The organism is Nitrincola alkalisediminis (genome assembly GCF_009821115.1).
GTDB lineage: Bacteria > Pseudomonadota > Gammaproteobacteria > Pseudomonadales > Balneatricaceae > Nitrincola > Nitrincola alkalisediminis.
Window position 1 is genome coordinate 58,436 of the sequence record NZ_VYTY01000009.1, and the last position, 16,240, is coordinate 74,675.

At 46.2% G+C, this 16,240-nt stretch carries 16 protein-coding genes; 1 reads left to right on the forward strand and 15 read right to left on the reverse strand.

The window, feature by feature from the left end; translation table 11 throughout:
* Window positions 1-18: 18 nt before the first annotated feature.
* Genes mhpD through F5971_RS13970 form a run of 3 tightly spaced genes read right to left on the reverse strand, consistent with a single transcriptional unit; the run spans window position 19 to window position 3,413 of the window.
* Window positions 19-798 (reverse strand): 2-keto-4-pentenoate hydratase, encoded by a 780-nt coding sequence (mhpD, locus tag F5971_RS13960; protein ID WP_193495499.1) that lies wholly within the window; start codon window positions 796-798, stop codon window positions 19-21.
* Window positions 795-1,745: a 3-carboxyethylcatechol 2,3-dioxygenase gene (locus F5971_RS13965; RefSeq protein WP_193495501.1), complete on the reverse strand. Its 951-nt coding sequence runs from the start codon at window positions 1,743-1,745 to the stop codon at window positions 795-797. Before F5971_RS13965 ends, mhpD begins: the two co-directional genes overlap by 4 nt.
* On the reverse strand, window positions 1,746-3,413 hold the full coding sequence (locus F5971_RS13970) for a bifunctional 3-(3-hydroxy-phenyl)propionate/3-hydroxycinnamic acid hydroxylase (RefSeq protein WP_193495504.1): 1,668 nt from the start codon (window positions 3,411-3,413) through the stop codon (window positions 1,746-1,748).
* A gap of 348 nt (window positions 3,414-3,761) precedes the next feature.
* On the opposite strand from F5971_RS13970, the gene F5971_RS13975 reads away from it, so the two are divergent.
* Entirely contained in the window at window positions 3,762-4,565 is an 804-nt protein-coding gene (locus F5971_RS13975; RefSeq protein ID WP_193495506.1) for a DNA-binding transcriptional regulator, read from the forward strand.
* Window positions 4,566-4,589: 24 nt separating this feature from the next.
* Here F5971_RS13975 and F5971_RS13980 read toward each other — a convergent pair whose 3' ends face one another.
* From F5971_RS13980 to F5971_RS14035, 12 genes are all read right to left on the reverse strand, one after another.
* The gene (locus tag F5971_RS13980) at window positions 4,590-5,447 is read right to left on the reverse strand and encodes an alpha/beta fold hydrolase (protein WP_036508845.1); all 858 of its coding nucleotides are present in this window, start codon (window positions 5,445-5,447) and stop codon (window positions 4,590-4,592) included.
* Window positions 5,448-5,545: 98 nt separating this feature from the next.
* A complete protein-coding gene (locus F5971_RS13985) occupies window positions 5,546-6,838 on the reverse strand; it encodes a TRAP transporter large permease (protein WP_036508842.1) in 1,293 nt (430 codons plus the stop codon).
* 25 nt (window positions 6,839-6,863) lie between these two features.
* Window positions 6,864-7,355 carry a TRAP transporter small permease gene (locus F5971_RS13990; protein WP_193495509.1) on the reverse strand — a complete coding sequence of 164 codons (492 nt, stop codon included), beginning with the start codon at window positions 7,353-7,355 and terminating at the stop codon, window positions 6,864-6,866.
* Between the two features lie 78 nt (window positions 7,356-7,433).
* Window positions 7,434-8,561 (reverse strand): C4-dicarboxylate TRAP transporter substrate-binding protein, encoded by a 1,128-nt coding sequence (locus F5971_RS13995; RefSeq protein WP_246187812.1) that lies wholly within the window; start codon window positions 8,559-8,561, stop codon window positions 7,434-7,436.
* A gap of 411 nt (window positions 8,562-8,972) precedes the next feature.
* Entirely contained in the window at window positions 8,973-10,139 is a 1,167-nt protein-coding gene (locus F5971_RS14000; protein ID WP_193495511.1) for a type II toxin-antitoxin system HipA family toxin, read from the reverse strand.
* Entirely contained in the window at window positions 10,132-10,371 is a 240-nt protein-coding gene (locus F5971_RS14005; protein WP_193495514.1) for a helix-turn-helix transcriptional regulator, read from the reverse strand. Before F5971_RS14005 ends, F5971_RS14000 begins: the two co-directional genes overlap by 8 nt.
* Before the next feature lie 130 nt (window positions 10,372-10,501).
* The gene (locus tag F5971_RS14010) at window positions 10,502-11,719 is read right to left on the reverse strand and encodes an MFS transporter (protein ID WP_051514275.1); all 1,218 of its coding nucleotides are present in this window, start codon (window positions 11,717-11,719) and stop codon (window positions 10,502-10,504) included.
* Between the two features lie 21 nt (window positions 11,720-11,740).
* On the reverse strand, window positions 11,741-12,646 hold the full coding sequence (locus F5971_RS14015; protein WP_051514274.1) for a DMT family transporter: 906 nt from the start codon (window positions 12,644-12,646) through the stop codon (window positions 11,741-11,743).
* A 317-nt stretch (window positions 12,647-12,963) separates the two neighbouring features.
* Window positions 12,964-13,806 carry a 3-deoxy-8-phosphooctulonate synthase gene (kdsA, locus tag F5971_RS14020; RefSeq protein WP_036508837.1) on the reverse strand — a complete coding sequence of 281 codons (843 nt, stop codon included), beginning with the start codon at window positions 13,804-13,806 and terminating at the stop codon, window positions 12,964-12,966.
* Window positions 13,807-13,839: 33 nt separating this feature from the next.
* Window positions 13,840-14,916: a capsular polysaccharide export protein, LipB/KpsS family gene (locus tag F5971_RS14025; RefSeq protein WP_246187813.1), complete on the reverse strand. Its 1,077-nt coding sequence runs from the start codon at window positions 14,914-14,916 to the stop codon at window positions 13,840-13,842.
* A gap of 166 nt (window positions 14,917-15,082) precedes the next feature.
* A complete protein-coding gene (locus tag F5971_RS14030; RefSeq protein ID WP_036508835.1) occupies window positions 15,083-15,586 on the reverse strand; it encodes a GNAT family N-acetyltransferase in 504 nt (167 codons plus the stop codon).
* Window positions 15,577-15,843: a type II toxin-antitoxin system TacA family antitoxin gene (locus F5971_RS14035; RefSeq protein ID WP_036508821.1), complete on the reverse strand. Its 267-nt coding sequence runs from the start codon at window positions 15,841-15,843 to the stop codon at window positions 15,577-15,579. The genes F5971_RS14030 and F5971_RS14035 overlap by 10 nt, the downstream gene beginning before the upstream one ends.
* Window positions 15,844-16,240: the final 397 nt, after the last annotated feature.

A 16,240-nucleotide genomic window follows, 5' to 3' on the forward strand; every position in this document is an offset into this window, starting at 1 on the left:
GGCAGAACACATAAAGGCTTAAGAAAAGCGTACAGACACAGAGCCTAGGCCCTCGATATCCGCTGCAAAGCGATCATTGGGCTCTACCTTGACCATCGGGCCTAATGCACCGGTTAAAATAATGTCGCCTGCACGCAACGGCGTACCCAAACGACTGAGCGTTTGAGCCAACCAGACGGCGGCATTCAACGGATGCCCTAAGCATTCAGCCCCTTTACCGCTCGACACCAACTCACCGTTACGCGTCATATTCATTTTGGCATTCAGTAAATCCAATCCCTCTAAGCGGCGAGCAGGGCCTCCCAGCACAAAGCAACCACTTGATGCATTGTCAGCAACGGTATCAACAAACTGAATATTCCAGGCATCAATACGGCTTCCTACGATTTCCAAGGCTGGCAGCACCCAACCGATGGCTCTGATCAAATCCGCCAGAGTGGTATCAGCCTCGGGTAAATCCCGATCAAGAATCAGCGCAATTTCGGCCTCAATCTTAGGTTGCATCACTCGATTAAACGGAATTATGGCGTTATCGGAATAACTCATATCGGCAAATAGAGTCCCAAAATCAGGTTGATTCACACCTAGCTGCTGTTGCACCAATGGATTGGTCAAGCCGACTTTACGCCCCACGACACGGCGCCCTTGAAGACACGCATGTTCAACATTAATTTGTTGAATGCGATAGGCCGACTCAGCATCGACATCACCCAATTGATCTCGTAAGGGAGCAATAGGCTGTCCACTCAGTTCGGCATTGCGCAGATCTAATGCGAGTGTTTCCAACAAAGTATTCATAGTGTTTCTTCCGTGTAGGCGGTTAACGAACCAAAACCCGCTATCCATTCTGGAATGGGACGGTAGTAGCGATCCGTTGTATTGAAATGTCCCATCACCGATAGAGCGGCAAAGGCGCTGACCCAGGCTTTTACCTCATGGGTTGATTTTCCGGCCAGTGCCGATAGCTCGTCATTCTTCATGGCATCTAGCTCAGACATTCGCCCTTCCGATAACAGCGTCATAAACGACTGATCCCACTCAGGATGTAAAGGGTGAAGCGTGCTTTGGTCTTCCACAAACCGACGCGCCGCTGCGATGACCCGTTGAGTGCGTGCTTCGCGTTCATCGTCTGGCAAGTAACGACCAGACCCTTTCATACGATCAACCATATGCGCATTCGCCGTCGCCAATTCTGGTACGGGAGGTTGATGCGATAAGCCCCCCGAGCCTAAGATCAGGACTTTTTTATCCAGTGTTTTTAGGTAGCGCCCCACCGCTTCACCCAACAATCGGGCACGTTGAAAGCTTGGCAAGGGAACTGCAACCGAATTGATAAAAATGGGAATCACAGGTTTACAATCCAACCCTCCGACCAGCTCATCAAGTGGCTGAGCAAAACCATGGTCTAACTGCATGCGGTACGAAACCGCCACATCAACACCTGAATCCAAAACCGATGCCGCTAGGTTTTCTGCCAAGGCTTGAGGTACATTGAGATCGCCAGCTAAGGTGCCAAAATCACCAATCGCGTAAGCCTCCGTTCCAATACAGAAAGACGGCATCAGATCGTAAAAAAAGCCGTTGTAATGATCCGGCGCAAAGAGCACAACGAGATCTGGATCGAAGGCCTTTACCGCCTTTCTCGCATTTGAAATAACCCCATTCACTTCATCCAGGATTTCAGGTGACGGGTCAACAAACCCCACCAGCGGCGAGTGGGACATGCAGTGCAGCATTGTCTTCATTCACGCCACCTTCCCTATAGGTTCAACGCTAGCTCGATGTGACACAACCTTAGCCGCGAGGGCTTGTGATAGGCGTGAGCAGGTCTGCTCGAGGGTCTGCGGAAGAGTGAGTCCTGCGACAAATCGATCTGGGCGGACAACCACCACTGAAGCGGGGTATTGACCAAACCAGTCTTTTAATCGCCCTTGTTCATCCCCAACTCGGATGACGTCATCAGACAAGGTCGTGGGTGCTAACATCTGCACAGATGGCACAACCTGAATAAACGCTGTCCCTAAATGCTTCCAAAATGCGATCTGTTCTTGACTTAATCCCCAGGTTGGATCGGTCCCCCAAGCAATGATGGCAAATTTCGCACCAATGACATCATCTAATAAGCAAACATCACCCGATTCAGCTCGGATCTTAGGCTGAATAAATAAACGGCCTACAGGATTATGGGTAAGCTTCATCTCCGGCTTCACCAATACACCCTTTTCGTACTGGGGCATGGGCTTAAAGCGCATTTCCAAGAAGTAACGTTTAATGGGTGGTAAATAATTCAATAACCACGCCACACCATCACGGAGCTTCCCCATCCATGGCTTTGGTGGTGCTAACACATGTCCTGCCATCACAGACAGATCAATCATTGCCCGCGCATGATCCCGGCGCTCCTGCTGATAGGTGTCCAACAATGCCTCACCCGCCAGTCCCTTAACCACCATTCCAACTTTCCAGGCAAGATTGCTGGCATCGCGCATTCCACTGTTATACCCCTGCCCCTGCCACACTGGCATAATATGCGCCGCATCACCTGCCAACAGAATCTTGCCACGGCGAAACTCAGCGGCCAGTCGTGCATTATGCGTATAGACACGCTGGCGAATCAGTTCAACTTTTTCGGGGTTCGGCAACACCTTGGCCAGTAATTTACGCATATTGTCAGGCTGAGATAGGCTTTCTTCGGTTTCACCCGGCATCACCATAAACTCAAAACGACGAACCCCCTGTGGCAAAGCAGCCGACACGTAAGGACGCACGGGATCGCAACACATATAGATGTTCGGTGTGCCCAGAGGATCATTCTTGATATCCACCACGATCCACTGGTTAGGGGCTGTTTTACCGTCGAACGCAATATTAAGCGTCCTACGAACCATGCTATTGCCACCATCGGCTGCAATCAAATAGCGGCAACGAACACGCTCTTCCGTACCCTCCGCAGTGCGCATATAGAGATTGACCCCTTCAGAATCCTGATCAAACTGATACATATCCCGTGAGAATAATGTATTAACCTGATCAAAGCGCTTCAGTCCCTCCAACAAAACCTTATCAATCTGCGGTTGAATAAATGCATTACGCCGAGACCAACCAAACTCATCGGTCTTGGGTTCTATGGATGCAAAGCAATGCCCTTTGGGGGTTAAGAATCGCATCCAGTGGTAGGGAGTCGTATGCGGCAAAACCTTGTCGATCAGGCCGACAGACTGCAAGGTGCGCAGCGCCTCATCGTCTATGCCAATTGCACGCGGATAATCAATTAGCGTATCCAACTTTTCGATGACCAATACCCGTATTCCGACCTGGCCTAAATAATTTGCAATCGTCAGACCCACAGGTCCTGCACCCAACACGACCACATCTGCCGAATAATCAAGGGAAGTTGATACTGTCTGTGACATAACTGTACTCATTGTGTTGTACCGTTTGTTTTATTATGGTTTAGCAACGTCGCTCTATTCCTCTTCAAACGATATGAATATTGAATAGAACAAAAAACTGCATTTAAGACAAAATAATATGAAGAATGGAGTTTCTTCATGATTTTTATTGGGCCATCAATTTACATCGATCTTTATATAACCTATCGATTGATCTTTATTTAAATAAAGAAGAATTCAATATTCTGTTATATTTTTTAGCCTGCTCATTTATTCATCGATTATAAAAAGCTATGCTTAATAGCATCAACCAAAAAGGCCTTTCTTGTGCACTAAGTGCACACTCGTTGCCGACAAAAGGACATTTCCATGAGCCGAGAACCCGTCTCTAAAGAAACTGAATACAAAACCGTTCGTGGTCTCACGCGAGGACTGCTCTTGTTGAACACGCTTAATCGGCTGGATGGTGGGGCGAGTATCTCCGAGCTCGCCAAACTAACTGGCATACATCGCACCACCGTTCGACGCTTACTGGAAACACTGCAAGATGAAGGCTACGTGCGCCGAAGCCTGTCAGATGATGGTTATCAATTGACAATACAAGTCCGTGAATTGAGTGAGGGGTTTCGTGATGAACAATGGATATCCGCCATTGCAGCGCCATTGCTCGCGGATCTCTTGCCACAGGTCATTTGGCCAACCGATCTTTGCACCCTGGATGGTGATGCGATGGTTGTGCGTGAGACCACACATCGTTTTAGCCGCTTATCCTTTCATCGCTCGATGGTTGGGCGTCGTTTGCCCATTTTGTATACGGCGGCAGGTCGTACCTATCTTGCATTCTGCCCAGAAGCCGAACGCTTAGCCTTGCTGGATCTATTAGGCAGCCGTCAAGACGCTCAAGGCTTGTTAGCGCGTGACGAAGAATATATAGCTCAGTTAATCTATCGAACGCGTCAACGTGGGTACGGCAGCAATTACTCTGAATGGGAGGCTGAGCAAAAAATAGCGGCTATCGCCCTGCCCATTTTTAAAAACCAAACGGTTATTGGCGTCTTAAATCTCGTCTACATTGCAAAAGCCATGTTACCCGAAGAAGCGGCCCGTAAATATTTAGCTAAAATGCGGGCCACGGTCGATAAAATAGAGCTCAGCCTTGACGATGAACACTAAGATAATATGTGTGTATCTGTCTTTTTAGTTTTCTAAAAAATTCAGAACCAAGAAATTAAAGCGTTCGGCATGCTCCCATTGCGCCCAGTGTCCACACTGATTAAACAGGTGCAATTCTGAGTTTGGAATATGTGCAAGCAATTTCAACCCGGTATCCATTGGCACAAACCGATCATTTCGCCCCCACAAAATCAACGTTTGCTGTGTAATTTTAGTCAACTCCGCTCCAAAGTCAGGAAACTGCTTAGGGTTCAACTCCAGGCTCTTAACAAAGTTCTCTAAATGCACCTTATTCGACAGCATGTTGTTTAAACGAAGCTGAAATAAATCTTCAGTCAAATCGGATGTATCGTAAACAAAGATATCCATCATGGCTTTTAGATTGTCGATCGTAGGTTCACGATACAACTGCTGAAGCCTTTTGATTCCTTCGGTTGGCATAGGCGCATAAGGACTCGCACCCCCTGTGCCTCCGCCCATTAAAATTAATTTTTCAACTCGCTCAGGATACATCAGTGTAAAAGCGGTTGCTGAATGCGCCCCCATAGAGTTTCCAATTAAACTGACCTTGTCTAGGTGTAAAGCATCGACAAGTCCTTTTAAGGCTCTTGCATTCAAATGTGAGCGTGATCCTTCACAAATAACCGGATCACTTTTACCCCAACCCGGGCTGTCCATCAACACCACTCGGTATCCTGCAGCAACCAGTGGCGCTATATTTTTACTAAAATTAGCCCAACTGGTCGCACCGGGACCTGAACCGTGTAGAGTCACAACAACCTTATCGCCTTGCCCAACCTCGTTATAGTGAATGCGCAGTGACAGATCGCCTTCCACAATATCTACAAAATGACTGCTGCTGGCTTCATCAAATGATTGCATTGTATTATTACCCTTAATCTGAGACTTAAACTAAAAAGTGTCCGTTTTATCTGGTATGTAAGAATGCAGAGCAATAGGATCCCCCTGCTATACTCACTTCACATAAATAAGAACACAGCACCCGGCACAAAAATCATAAACGCGACAATTAACAAATCCGCGATCAGAAAAATAGAAACGCCTTTAAAAATATCCACCAAGCTTGCGTACTGGGAAGCCACACCTTTAATTACGAAAATATTCATTCCGACAGGTGGCGTGACCATGCCTATTTCAAGCAATTTAACCAAGAACACGCCAAACCAAATAAGGCTAATATCCATGCTCTGTAAAATAGGTAAAAAAATCGGGAGCGTGACTAGCATTGCACCAAAGGGTTCCATAAAGAGCCCTAGAAGCAAATAGATGATCACCATCATTAGCATGAGTTGTAAATAACTGGGCTCCCAACCCGTTAAAGCACTTAAAAGATATCCAGAAAGACCGCTCATGCTCAGAAAGACCGTAAACATGCTAGCCCCAACGCCAATTATTAATAACGAAGACGTGGTTGTCAGCGTATCGATCATTGAGTGTTTTAAAACAGACCAATCCAATTTACCAATTATGAGCGCAATAACCAAAGCACCTAAGGCTCCAACAGCTCCCGCCTCTGTTGCCGTAAAGACACCCGAAAACATTCCTCCAAAAATAATGATGCCCAATGCCACCACTGGCCATACTTCTTTCAGCGCTTGCGCAACCGTATAGCCCTCGCCTCCCTGGCATGTCCGAGGAACAATGTCAGGACGCAACCAACTCACCATTAAGATGGTGATGCAGTAACCTAAAGCCGTTAATAGACCGATGGTGATACCGCCTAAAAACACCTCTGTAATCGAGACCTGCGCAAACACCCCATAAATGATCATGAGAATGCTTGGAGGGATTAATGCGCCGATCGTTCCGCCAGCCGCAATCGTGCCACAGGCAAAGCTGGGTTTATAACCACTTTTTACCATTTCAGGGATGGCGATACGGCCCATAGAAGCCGCACATGCCACACTTGAACCTGAAACGGCTGCAAACCCAGAGCTTGCAAAAATACTTGAAATCGCTAAGCCACCCGGTAACCAACGAAAAACCACTTTAGCCGCATTAAACAGCCCCGCAGTCAAACCAGAGTGGTAGGCAACAAATCCCATTAACAAGAACATGGGAATGGCACTTAATGTCCAACGTGCCAGGAAATCATAAGGACGCGACGCTAACATTTGAATAGCCGTATCCCAACCCAGCATGGACGTTAGCCCTACTAAGGATACTGTAATCAATGAAATAGCAACGGGAACCCGCAGTCCCAGTAATATGAGCAAAGCGACGAGCCCATATACCCCTGTTTCTATACTCATTTACCGACCTCTACAAAACAAAGAATTAATATCGATTTTTCAACATTAAGGGGATGCGTGCTACACAAGCGACCATGGCAACAAACAGGGCAGCAGGTACGAAAAAGTAAGCAGGCCAAATCGGAATCACCAGGTTCAACGACATAATGTATGACCCCAGATTATACTGCTCAACGGCCTGCACCCAGGTCGCAACGCCAAGTAGATAATAAATAACCGTCGATAAAAGGCTGGTTAATACACTCAGGATAAGGAACCCTATTTTCCCATATAATTGCGTGAAGGCTTCGACCGCTATCATATTTTTAGACCACTCCACCCAACCAAGCGGTAATAAGGCCAGTGCGACCATATAATATCGCGTAACAATACGCTCAGTTGCGGGTACAGAAATGTTGAATGTCGTTCTGAGTACGACATCCAGCGTAATGTGCAGCATCATTGCCACCACGGCAATAACGCCAATCACCATTAAACTGAAGGTTAATTTTTCAACCAGCTTTGCTAATAAAGACATACCCATGACCCTAGATACAAAGTGACGCAGTGCGATGCCACAGCTGATGGCATCACACTCCATTTAGAGACAATGACGCTACAGCCCGTATTGAGACAAATCTTGTGAATCCCATACTTCGCGTTGAATAGCGTCTTGCATTAAGATTGGATCATGCTCCAATGATTCTGCAATCGTCTCCCACTTTGCAACAAGCGCTTGAAAATGCTCAATTTTAGCTTTAGCTCCCGTGACCCCGAAGCGGGTTTCCGCTAAGGTCACAGCAGTGTCCACATCGGCAATGACAAAGTCTGCCGTTGCTTGAATAAAGGATTCTGCAGGTTCAAGCAGGTCGATGCTTTTTTGAGTTGCGATCTGCTTTGATTGCTCCGCCATTTCAACCCAGCGGCTCGTCGTGAGCATGCTGGTTGTATTGGAGGCTTTAATAATGGTAGAGCGATTATCCAGAGACATCGAGTTCCAAGTGTCACGGCGTACGGCATGATCGATTAAGGAATGAAACGTCCCCATTTCAATGAGCGTTGCATGCTTAATCACATCTTGGAGATTAAAGGAAATGAGATCGGATAAAGACGTCACTGTACCTTCAATAATCCCTTGTGACAGTGCTTCAAAGGCCTCACCTGTCGCCATGCTTACAGGAGTCGCTCCCATGGCCTCGACCCAACGCGCATGCTGAGGCGTTGCCACACGAATGCGCATTCCACGCAAGTCTGCTTCTGCCGCTACGGGTTTCGTTGTCAGTAAATTGTAGGGATTGGCATGTGAGCCGGTATACACGATTCCGAGTGCGTTGAGCTCTGCCTGGCAATCTGCGCAGGTCACAATATATTCAGTAATGGCAGCGGCCGTTGCGTGTGGAGTGCCCCCCATCAAGGATAAGTCACCCACTAGGTTAAAGTTGGGTAAATCAGCTGGGAAATAGGCTGGAAGAAAAAGTCCAACCTGTACCAATCCACTGCTAATGGCGGTACGCATATTGGCTAAATTTACGACTTCCATTCCCACCAACTGTCCTTTTAAACGTCCATCGGACATTTCAGGTAGCATTGTCTGGAATTCAGTATAGAGCGGATTATGAGCAGGTTGCATCGGCGGCAGCCCAGAGGCTAATCTCAGCTGCTGAGCGAGAGAGGTTTGTGAAAAAATAGCACCCATGAGTGTGGCGGCAAGCGCTACTCTCCTAAATGATTTACGCATAGTCATTTTATTATCCTATTGTTTTTTTGACATGCCGATTATTTTGATACCCGTATCCATTTTAGATAGCTTAGGTATACAGATACTAAAATTAGAGGCACATCATTGATGCTATGACCCATGCCTTGCACATTCAACTGAACCACCTTCCACCCAGTCCGGTGACACCCTCAATCGATGTTTAAGCCATGTGTCTTATGATTATTGTAATCGCACGCTTTTGTAAGTAACGGCGTAAGTCTAGGAAGAGGGAGTTAGGGGCGCAATCAAAAACTACCCTTCTGTGCACTAGGTGCACGATCAAAATCAGGCATCTCTAAAAGATAATTGTTGCATGCGCTTGGGGGTCATCGGAAAATGAACGGCCGCGGCAAGAAAAGCTAATAACGCGCTTGCGATCAGAGCAACGTCGTCAACTCAAAACTCTGTCATTCTGGTCAGTAAATGACTAAGCACCTGCTTTTTATCATCATGGAGCTCCTGATCAAGCCTTTCTTGAATCATGAGCGCCGTCTGATTGAGCCCAGCCAAACATTCGTCATAGTGCTTTTCAGCTTGCCTGAGCGTCAAATCACAGGCATTGATACCAAATTGAACTAGATGCTTGCGGCCCCACCATTTTTTACTCCCCATTAAGGTCAATGCTGCAATATCGTGTTTGATATAACAGGTTGTGCTAACAACGTCGTATGCGGGAGCTAAACGTACAGTATCAACAGAATCATACATCAGACCAAAGTTTTTGAGATGAGCATCTCCATTTTGAAGACGCGTGTTCAACACGATCATTTTAAAAAACTGTACAAGGGAAGCCTGCTTGAAAGCAGGAGATGTGAAAAGCTTAATCGTTTTTACAACTTGCTCATAGCTACCACTGTACTTATCGTCTCGATGTTTTGCCTGCAAAACGCACATATCCTCAAAACCAGGATGCGGTCCATCTGCGTTCAAATCGAAACGCTTCATAATGAACAATGCATCATCATCCGACAGATAAAACTCCGGTACCGGTATCCCAGAAAGCTGTACCGCTTGCATACAATAATACTCATTAAGGGCAAGTTGCGGATACTCAGCGCCCCACGCTTTTACGATGTAATCATCTACAGATAGAGTGGCTTTATTTTGAATCTGAGCCAACACTTTAGGCTGTACACCACTTAAAGGCGATCTAAGTGCAAAACGACTGACAAGCTCATTAAACAACTGGCCATCTTCGGGATGAAGAAGCTGGTCTAATGTCAGTGGCTGATCGCCATCCGCCTGAAAAGCAACATTCTCCCTGTAATTTAATCGGCCATGGATATTCATCGCTAAAAGCTTGAGTAAACCAAAATCATCGGTTTCGGTCAGCTTGCTAAAGTGTTTTTGAATAACGGATCTTAAGTAACCCTCGGGCAGGTGCATCTCAAAGATAGGATGGAGCTGATCATGTGTATAGCTCTGGTGACGAACAGGCATCGTCAGGGATACAGCGTCATCTGCTCGTGCATTCGCATTGTAATTAAAGATGAATTGTTTATGCTCTCGGACTAAATGCCCTGTCATTCGGCTGGAAACACACACCTTCAAACCGTCACCCATCCCTTAACTCCTCAAACGTTGGAAACGAAGACTTTTCTCGAAGGCGAATTTCATACCCCAACAAATCGATAATTTTAAGTAGCTTACGCGTACCTACATCCCCCACCCGGCCATTTTCAAGCGCATTGAGAGTCGCTCGCGAGATCCCAGCATAATCGGCAAGTGACTGCTGAGTCAGCTTTTTATCTTTTCTTAAGCGAGCTATTTGCTGACCAAGTTCTAAGTAATCCATGATATGACTAAAATACTTTACAAAAAATCAATTAAACTCAATATTGTAAAGTATTTTAGTCTTTTTTCTTATATTTGTCAGCTAATCAAACATTTCTAGCCCGGATAATCACATCCAACAGAATACAGGATCAGGCATCTCTAAAAGATAATTGCTGCATGCGCTTGGGGGTCATCGGCAAATGAACAGCCGCGGCAAGAAAAGCTAATAGTGCACTTGCGATCAGAGCAACGTCGTAGGAGCCATACCACTCAAATGTCAGGCCCGCCCACCAACTGCCAAAAAACGCGCCAATTTGATGACTAAACATCACGATACCAAACAGTGATCCCAAGTTCTTCGTCCCAAATAGATGCGCCACCGCGCCGCTGGTTAAAGGAACGGTCGATAACCACAACATGCCCATAATCCCCGAGAAAACATACAAAAGCTGATCGGTGATCGGTTGGGTTAACAGCATTAAAATTAAGCCGCCTCGTAGTGCGTAAATCGCAAACAACAGACCTGGCTTATGCCAACGATCACCCGCCCATCCAATTAAAATGACACCCACAATATTCATTAAACCAATTATGGCCAGGGAATCGGATGCGACGCTCGGCAATAAACCGCAATAGGCGACTAAGCCAGACATGTGCACAGTTATGAAGGCAATATGAAACCCACAAACAAAAAAACCAATACTGAGCAGTTGATACTCACGTGATCTCATTGCCTGCGCAATGGCCTGCCAATCAAATATTCGCAGTGGTGCATCATGGGCCTGCCGAACGGGACGCACACCATCACGCAATAAGCCGATCAACCCTAAGATCAACAGCGTGGTTGCGGCAAACACTAAAAAGGTGCTGACCCAGCCTTGTGAAGGTGCAAGATAGCCTAAAAGAATCGCATACAAAAACTGCCCTAACGAGCCGCCCGCGCTGGCAATACCCAAGGCCAAGGTTCGTTTATGTGCCGGAAAACGTTTACCGACGGCGGCGAGAACGATCGGGAAAGTCGTGGCTCCCGTCCCAATGCCAATCAACATAGCATTGCCGACAAAGAACATCGTACTACTGGCCGCTAAGGCGGCCACCACTAAGCCAGCGGCATACAGCAGTGCGCCAGCCAGTAGAATTTTAGCCGTGCCATAGCGCTCCGCTAACGCACCTGCAACGGGCGATACGGCGCCCCAAAGCAGATTCTGCATTGCAAAACTAAACGACAAGTCCGAAACAGAGATACCTAAATTGAGGCTAATGTCTGGCACCAACAGCCCTAAGGATAAGCGTACCCCCATGCTGTAAGCCAACACTAGCCCTCCCGCTAACACCACCCACCACGGATTCAAACCTGACTTTGTCACTGACACAACTCCCAAACGTTTTTAAACTGAACGATTCGCCCAGTACACACCCATCACGGTGATCACCATCCCAACCAATGCCAAGGCCGTCATACGTTCATCAAACAATACCCAAGCCTCAAGGGCCGTTAAAGGTGGAACAAGATAAAAATAGCTCGCCGTTCGCGTTGACTCCCCGGCCTTAATCATCAACATCAATAATAAAATGGCCCCGACCGATAACACTAAAACGGACCAAGTCAGTGCTAAAATAAAATCTCGATGCCACTCAACCGCTCCTTCTCCCTTAATCCATACACCCAGAAGCATGAGTCCAAAGCATCCTGCATATTGAATGAAAGAAGCGGCTAAAAGCGGTTGAGGTTCGCATACGTTCTTCTGATAAAGCGTCCCAAGTGTAATGCCCACTAAGGCCAACAAAACCCACAAAAGTCCAACCCACGTAATGCTGATATGCTCCAAGTCCATGCCTGAAGTTTGCTGCACGACTAACACCACACCAGCGAGCCCCAAAAACAGGCCAAACCACTGGCGAAAGCTCAGTTGCTGCTTCCAAATTACGAATACAAGCACGCCAGTCAACAAAGGTTGCAAGCCAACCAAAAGTGCGGTTAGACCCGCAGGTATGCCCAACTCTATTGCAGAGAACACACCGCCCAAGTAAGCACCATGAATCAAAGCACCAGCGAAGAGTTGTTGTCGCCACAGTGACATTTGAGTGGGCAACTTGACTGAAAACACCTTGAGCAACACAAAAAAGCATGCGAGATTAAACAGCATGCGCCAAGCCAAAAATGAAAAAGGGTCGCTATAGGGTAAACCATACTTTGCCCCAATAAACCCTGTGCTCCACAAAAGAACAAAAATCCAGGGCGCTACCCTCACTAAACGAGGCGATGCAAACAGCGTATTCAGCGATTGAATCATTATTATTTTTTCCAGGTTATAAAAGGCGCACAGGTAGCATCAATCTGCATCAAATAGCGCCATAAAATCAAGCCAAGCGCATTAAAATAGACTGAAAAATAGATCATTCCATTGATTTTATTGACTCTTTACAGGTCCAACTTTAGAATTACGTGGCTTGTATACATCCGACGCAGATGTAACACAAGTGTATTGAAAAGCAGCACTCACCTTCTCCTAACGTCCTAGGAATGAGTGCTCACCGAAATGGAAGTCGGTTTTGAGAGGAAAACCTGCATGGATGCAAGCGTCTACCTCTCATTTTTATCTCTCTTCTCCTAGTCGATGTTCAAAACAGGAAAACTCTTGACTAAGTCATCAATCGCTTTAATCTGCTTGAGGAAAGGCTCTAATTGATCCAATGGCAATGCACTCGGACCGTCACACTTTGCCTTAGATGGCTCAGGGTGTGCTTCTAAAAACAATCCAGCCAAACCAACAGCCATACCCGCTCTTGCTAAATCAACGACCTGCTCACGACGACCACCCGAAGCAGCCCCTGTTGGATCGCGTTGCTGCAACGCATGGGTAACATCAAAAATAATCGGCAAATTGCCCGATACTTTTTTCATTACACCGAAGCCCAACATATCAACCACTAAATTATCGTACCCAAAACACGTACCACGATCACACAAAATCAGCTGATCGTTACCTGCTTCTTTGAATTTTTCAACAATATTCAACATTTGTGCAGGGCTTAAAAACTGGGGCTTTTTAATATTGACGGGCTTCCCAGTTTTAGCCATTGCTACGACTAAATCCGTCTGACGCGCTAAAAATGCGGGCAATTGAATGACATCGACGACTTCGGCAACGGGCGCGGCCTGATGTATCTCATGTACATCGGTGATGATAGGCACATTAAACGCCGCTTTCACCTCTTCGAAGATACGCAACCCTTCTTCCATTCCAGGTCCACGATACGAATGAATCGAAGAGCGATTGGCCTTATCAAAGCTGGCTTTAAAAACGTATGGAATGCCTAAGTCAGTCGTTACCTTGACGTAGGCTTCACAGGCACGCAATGCCAAATCGCGTGATTCTAATACGTTTACGCCACCAAACAACACAAATGATTGAGCATTATCAACACCAATGCTCTCGGTAATTCTAATCATACATTCCCCTGTTAGTTTGCCACTCAATGGGCACTAAATTCTTTTTCTAATCAATCGGTAAAGACGCGTTTTTAATGTTGGACGTACATTTTGTATCTTCTGTCGGGCCAACTCTTCTAGCGCATCCTCAACATCAACACTGCCCTTCTTGCCCGGTAACACATAGATAGGATATAGGATCAGCGTTGCGGCAATTAACTCATGTAATGAACGTTGGGCTGTTCTTCGTTCGCAGACAAAATGATCCTGCGTTAACCCCCAGCCTGCATAAAAAGGCAAACCATAGGTCACCACTGGAATCTGACGTATCAAGGCCTCAAAACCCGTTAGCGAGGTGATCGTGTGCACCTCATCCACTTGGGACAAGAGAGCCGGCATCGCAACATCCGTGATTTGCACATCACAAAAGGCACTGGCATCAACGTGGTTTACTTCACCGATGCGCCCACCCCCAACAACATCTGGATGAGGCTTATAAATAATAAACGCATCAGGGCAGTTTGTCCTTACACGCTTAAGCAACTCAAGGTTTGTTTTAACGTCTGGACTGCCCAATCGAATTGAAGCATCTGTTTCAACCTGCCCGGGTACTAAAATAATTCTCTTGTTTTTAGGAAGATCTAATGTCTTTGGAAGACCCACATTGTATTTGGAAATACCCAAGTGGATCAATCGTTGAGATACTTGGGCAGCCCTTGTCAGCAATGCAGAATCCATCTGGGCCTCGTTCAAAAGGCATTCTAAATCAGAGGGCTGAGTCGAATCATAGTAAATCCCTTTCGAGTCCAGAACCAAGGATAAAGGCTCAACCAAATCCACCCCCAAACCGACAGAGCGAACAAAACCATCCTCCATTCGCCATAACTTGGCTCCCCGGAACAGTATGGCCTCTGCCAACTCGGGCGTCACACGATTTGACCAAAGAACAAACTGGTCACCTGCGTTAACCAAATCCAATTCGAGGCGATCGATAAAGCGTAACTGAAGACCTGCGTCGAAGAAATTAGGAAGAAAACCTCGTTTCCAACGAGAAAAACCGACAAGGGTGACTGGCTGTGAAAAATCAAAGGGCGTCAAAATACATAGCCTGTTTAATAGTTTGGCGCTCACTTTAGCAAAACCTTGCTATGACAGCAAAGTGGACTAGAAAACACCTACAGCGAACAAGACACTCATGATCATCCTCCGGTCTAAAACCTATGCTGGAAAAACTCAGAGCTACAAAATACAGACAGGGATGATTGCTTGAGAGCCTGCCAATAAATTGGTTACTTTATTATAATTTTAATGTTTTCTCGATATCGCAAATCCGTGCCATCAATACAAGAGGATCAAATGCTGATTCTTTGAAACCAAATTTTTTGTAAAACGTCTGCGCACTGTGATCGATAGCATGAACCAAAATACCAGCACCTCCTACTGCGTTCATTGCTTGTATAGAGCGTAATATGCAATCTTTTAAAAGACCCGCGGCAATGCCTCGACCGTGATATGCGCTATCCACTCCAAGTCTAGCCAATATCACCATTGGGATGGGGTCAGGGCTATTTCTTCTTAGCGAACTGAATGCTTGCTCTCTTGATACTGAGCCCATGGCAATTGCATAGTAACCAATGACTTGGCGAGTCGTCGTATCATTGACCACGTATACTCTCGCGGTTCCCCGCTTTTGACTCTTCAAGGCGTGTTTGCTTAACCAGATATCTAGCTCTTCAATGCCACATTGAAACGGATTGAGCTGATGCTGATCGGTCAGTAGTGTCGGTGCACTTATTCCCAAGGTGCTTTCCTATTAAAGAGATCTGTCATACCTTCAAGAGTCTGAGGTTCTGCACCAAGTTCGAGATCGAATGCCTCAAAGGCTTTTGCTTCAAGAACGAAATCCCGCTGTTCGGCCAGTACGTTATGTGCCTCATTGAGTGCTGCTTGTTGAATGAATACGGTTCTGTCCACTTTTTTCAGGCTTGCTGCAGCATCGATAATATCTCTTACCGATGGCAGTACTCGCATGTTGATTGGAGCTGTTTTTGTAGCCATCACACAATCCTGTATATCTATTTAATATACAGTTTAAGTGTTTTTTTCGTATAGTCAATAGATACACTGGACATCCCTTCGCTCTATTGCAGATTACTTCAAGTAACCTTCTGCAAACACATTCACGGACTTCAAGTGCTCCTTTATAGGCTAAACTGCTCTTCACAAAGCGGCTCCTTACAAAGAGTTTGCCGCTCTTCTGGATTGAGAATTCCGCATTATAGGTTACTGCATACATACTAGCCTCCCTCCTAACACCCCTTGCACTCGAATCATGCAAGCTTTCTTAGCCTTGTCACAAAATGCGACATTCCCCCCCCTATATTCGCTTAAATTAAGGCCTATTAAACATGGTATTAAAATTGCATGCCTAAATTATATACGGTACATGTACCTG

Bases quoted from the DNA above. Each gene is read 5' to 3' on its own strand.
- kdsA (WP_036508837.1), bottom strand. From the start codon at position 13,806: ATGATTAGAATTACCGAGAGCATTGGTGTTGATAATGCTCAATCATTT.
- mhpD (WP_193495499.1), bottom strand. From the start codon at position 798: ATGAATACTTTGTTGGAAACACTCGCATTAGATCTGCGCAATGCCGAA.
- F5971_RS13985 (WP_036508842.1), bottom strand. From the start codon at position 6,838: ATGAGTATAGAAACAGGGGTATATGGGCTCGTCGCTTTGCTCATATTA.
- F5971_RS13970 (WP_193495504.1), bottom strand. From the start codon at position 3,413: ATGTCACAGACAGTATCAACTTCCCTTGATTATTCGGCAGATGTGGTC.
- F5971_RS13975 (WP_193495506.1), top strand. From the start codon at position 3,762: ATGAGCCGAGAACCCGTCTCTAAAGAAACTGAATACAAAACCGTTCGT.
- F5971_RS13980 (WP_036508845.1), bottom strand. From the start codon at position 5,447: ATGCAATCATTTGATGAAGCCAGCAGCAGTCATTTTGTAGATATTGTG.
- F5971_RS13995 (WP_246187812.1), bottom strand. From the start codon at position 8,561: ATGACTATGCGTAAATCATTTAGGAGAGTAGCGCTTGCCGCCACACTC.
- F5971_RS14005 (WP_193495514.1), bottom strand. From the start codon at position 10,371: ATGGATTACTTAGAACTTGGTCAGCAAATAGCTCGCTTAAGAAAAGAT.
- F5971_RS13990 (WP_193495509.1), bottom strand. From the start codon at position 7,355: ATGTCTTTATTAGCAAAGCTGGTTGAAAAATTAACCTTCAGTTTAATG.
- F5971_RS14035 (WP_036508821.1), bottom strand. From the start codon at position 15,843: ATGGCTACAAAAACAGCTCCAATCAACATGCGAGTACTGCCATCGGTA.
- F5971_RS14000 (WP_193495511.1), bottom strand. From the start codon at position 10,139: ATGGGTGACGGTTTGAAGGTGTGTGTTTCCAGCCGAATGACAGGGCAT.
- F5971_RS14015 (WP_051514274.1), bottom strand. From the start codon at position 12,646: ATGATTCAATCGCTGAATACGCTGTTTGCATCGCCTCGTTTAGTGAGG.
- F5971_RS13965 (WP_193495501.1), bottom strand. From the start codon at position 1,745: ATGAAGACAATGCTGCACTGCATGTCCCACTCGCCGCTGGTGGGGTTT.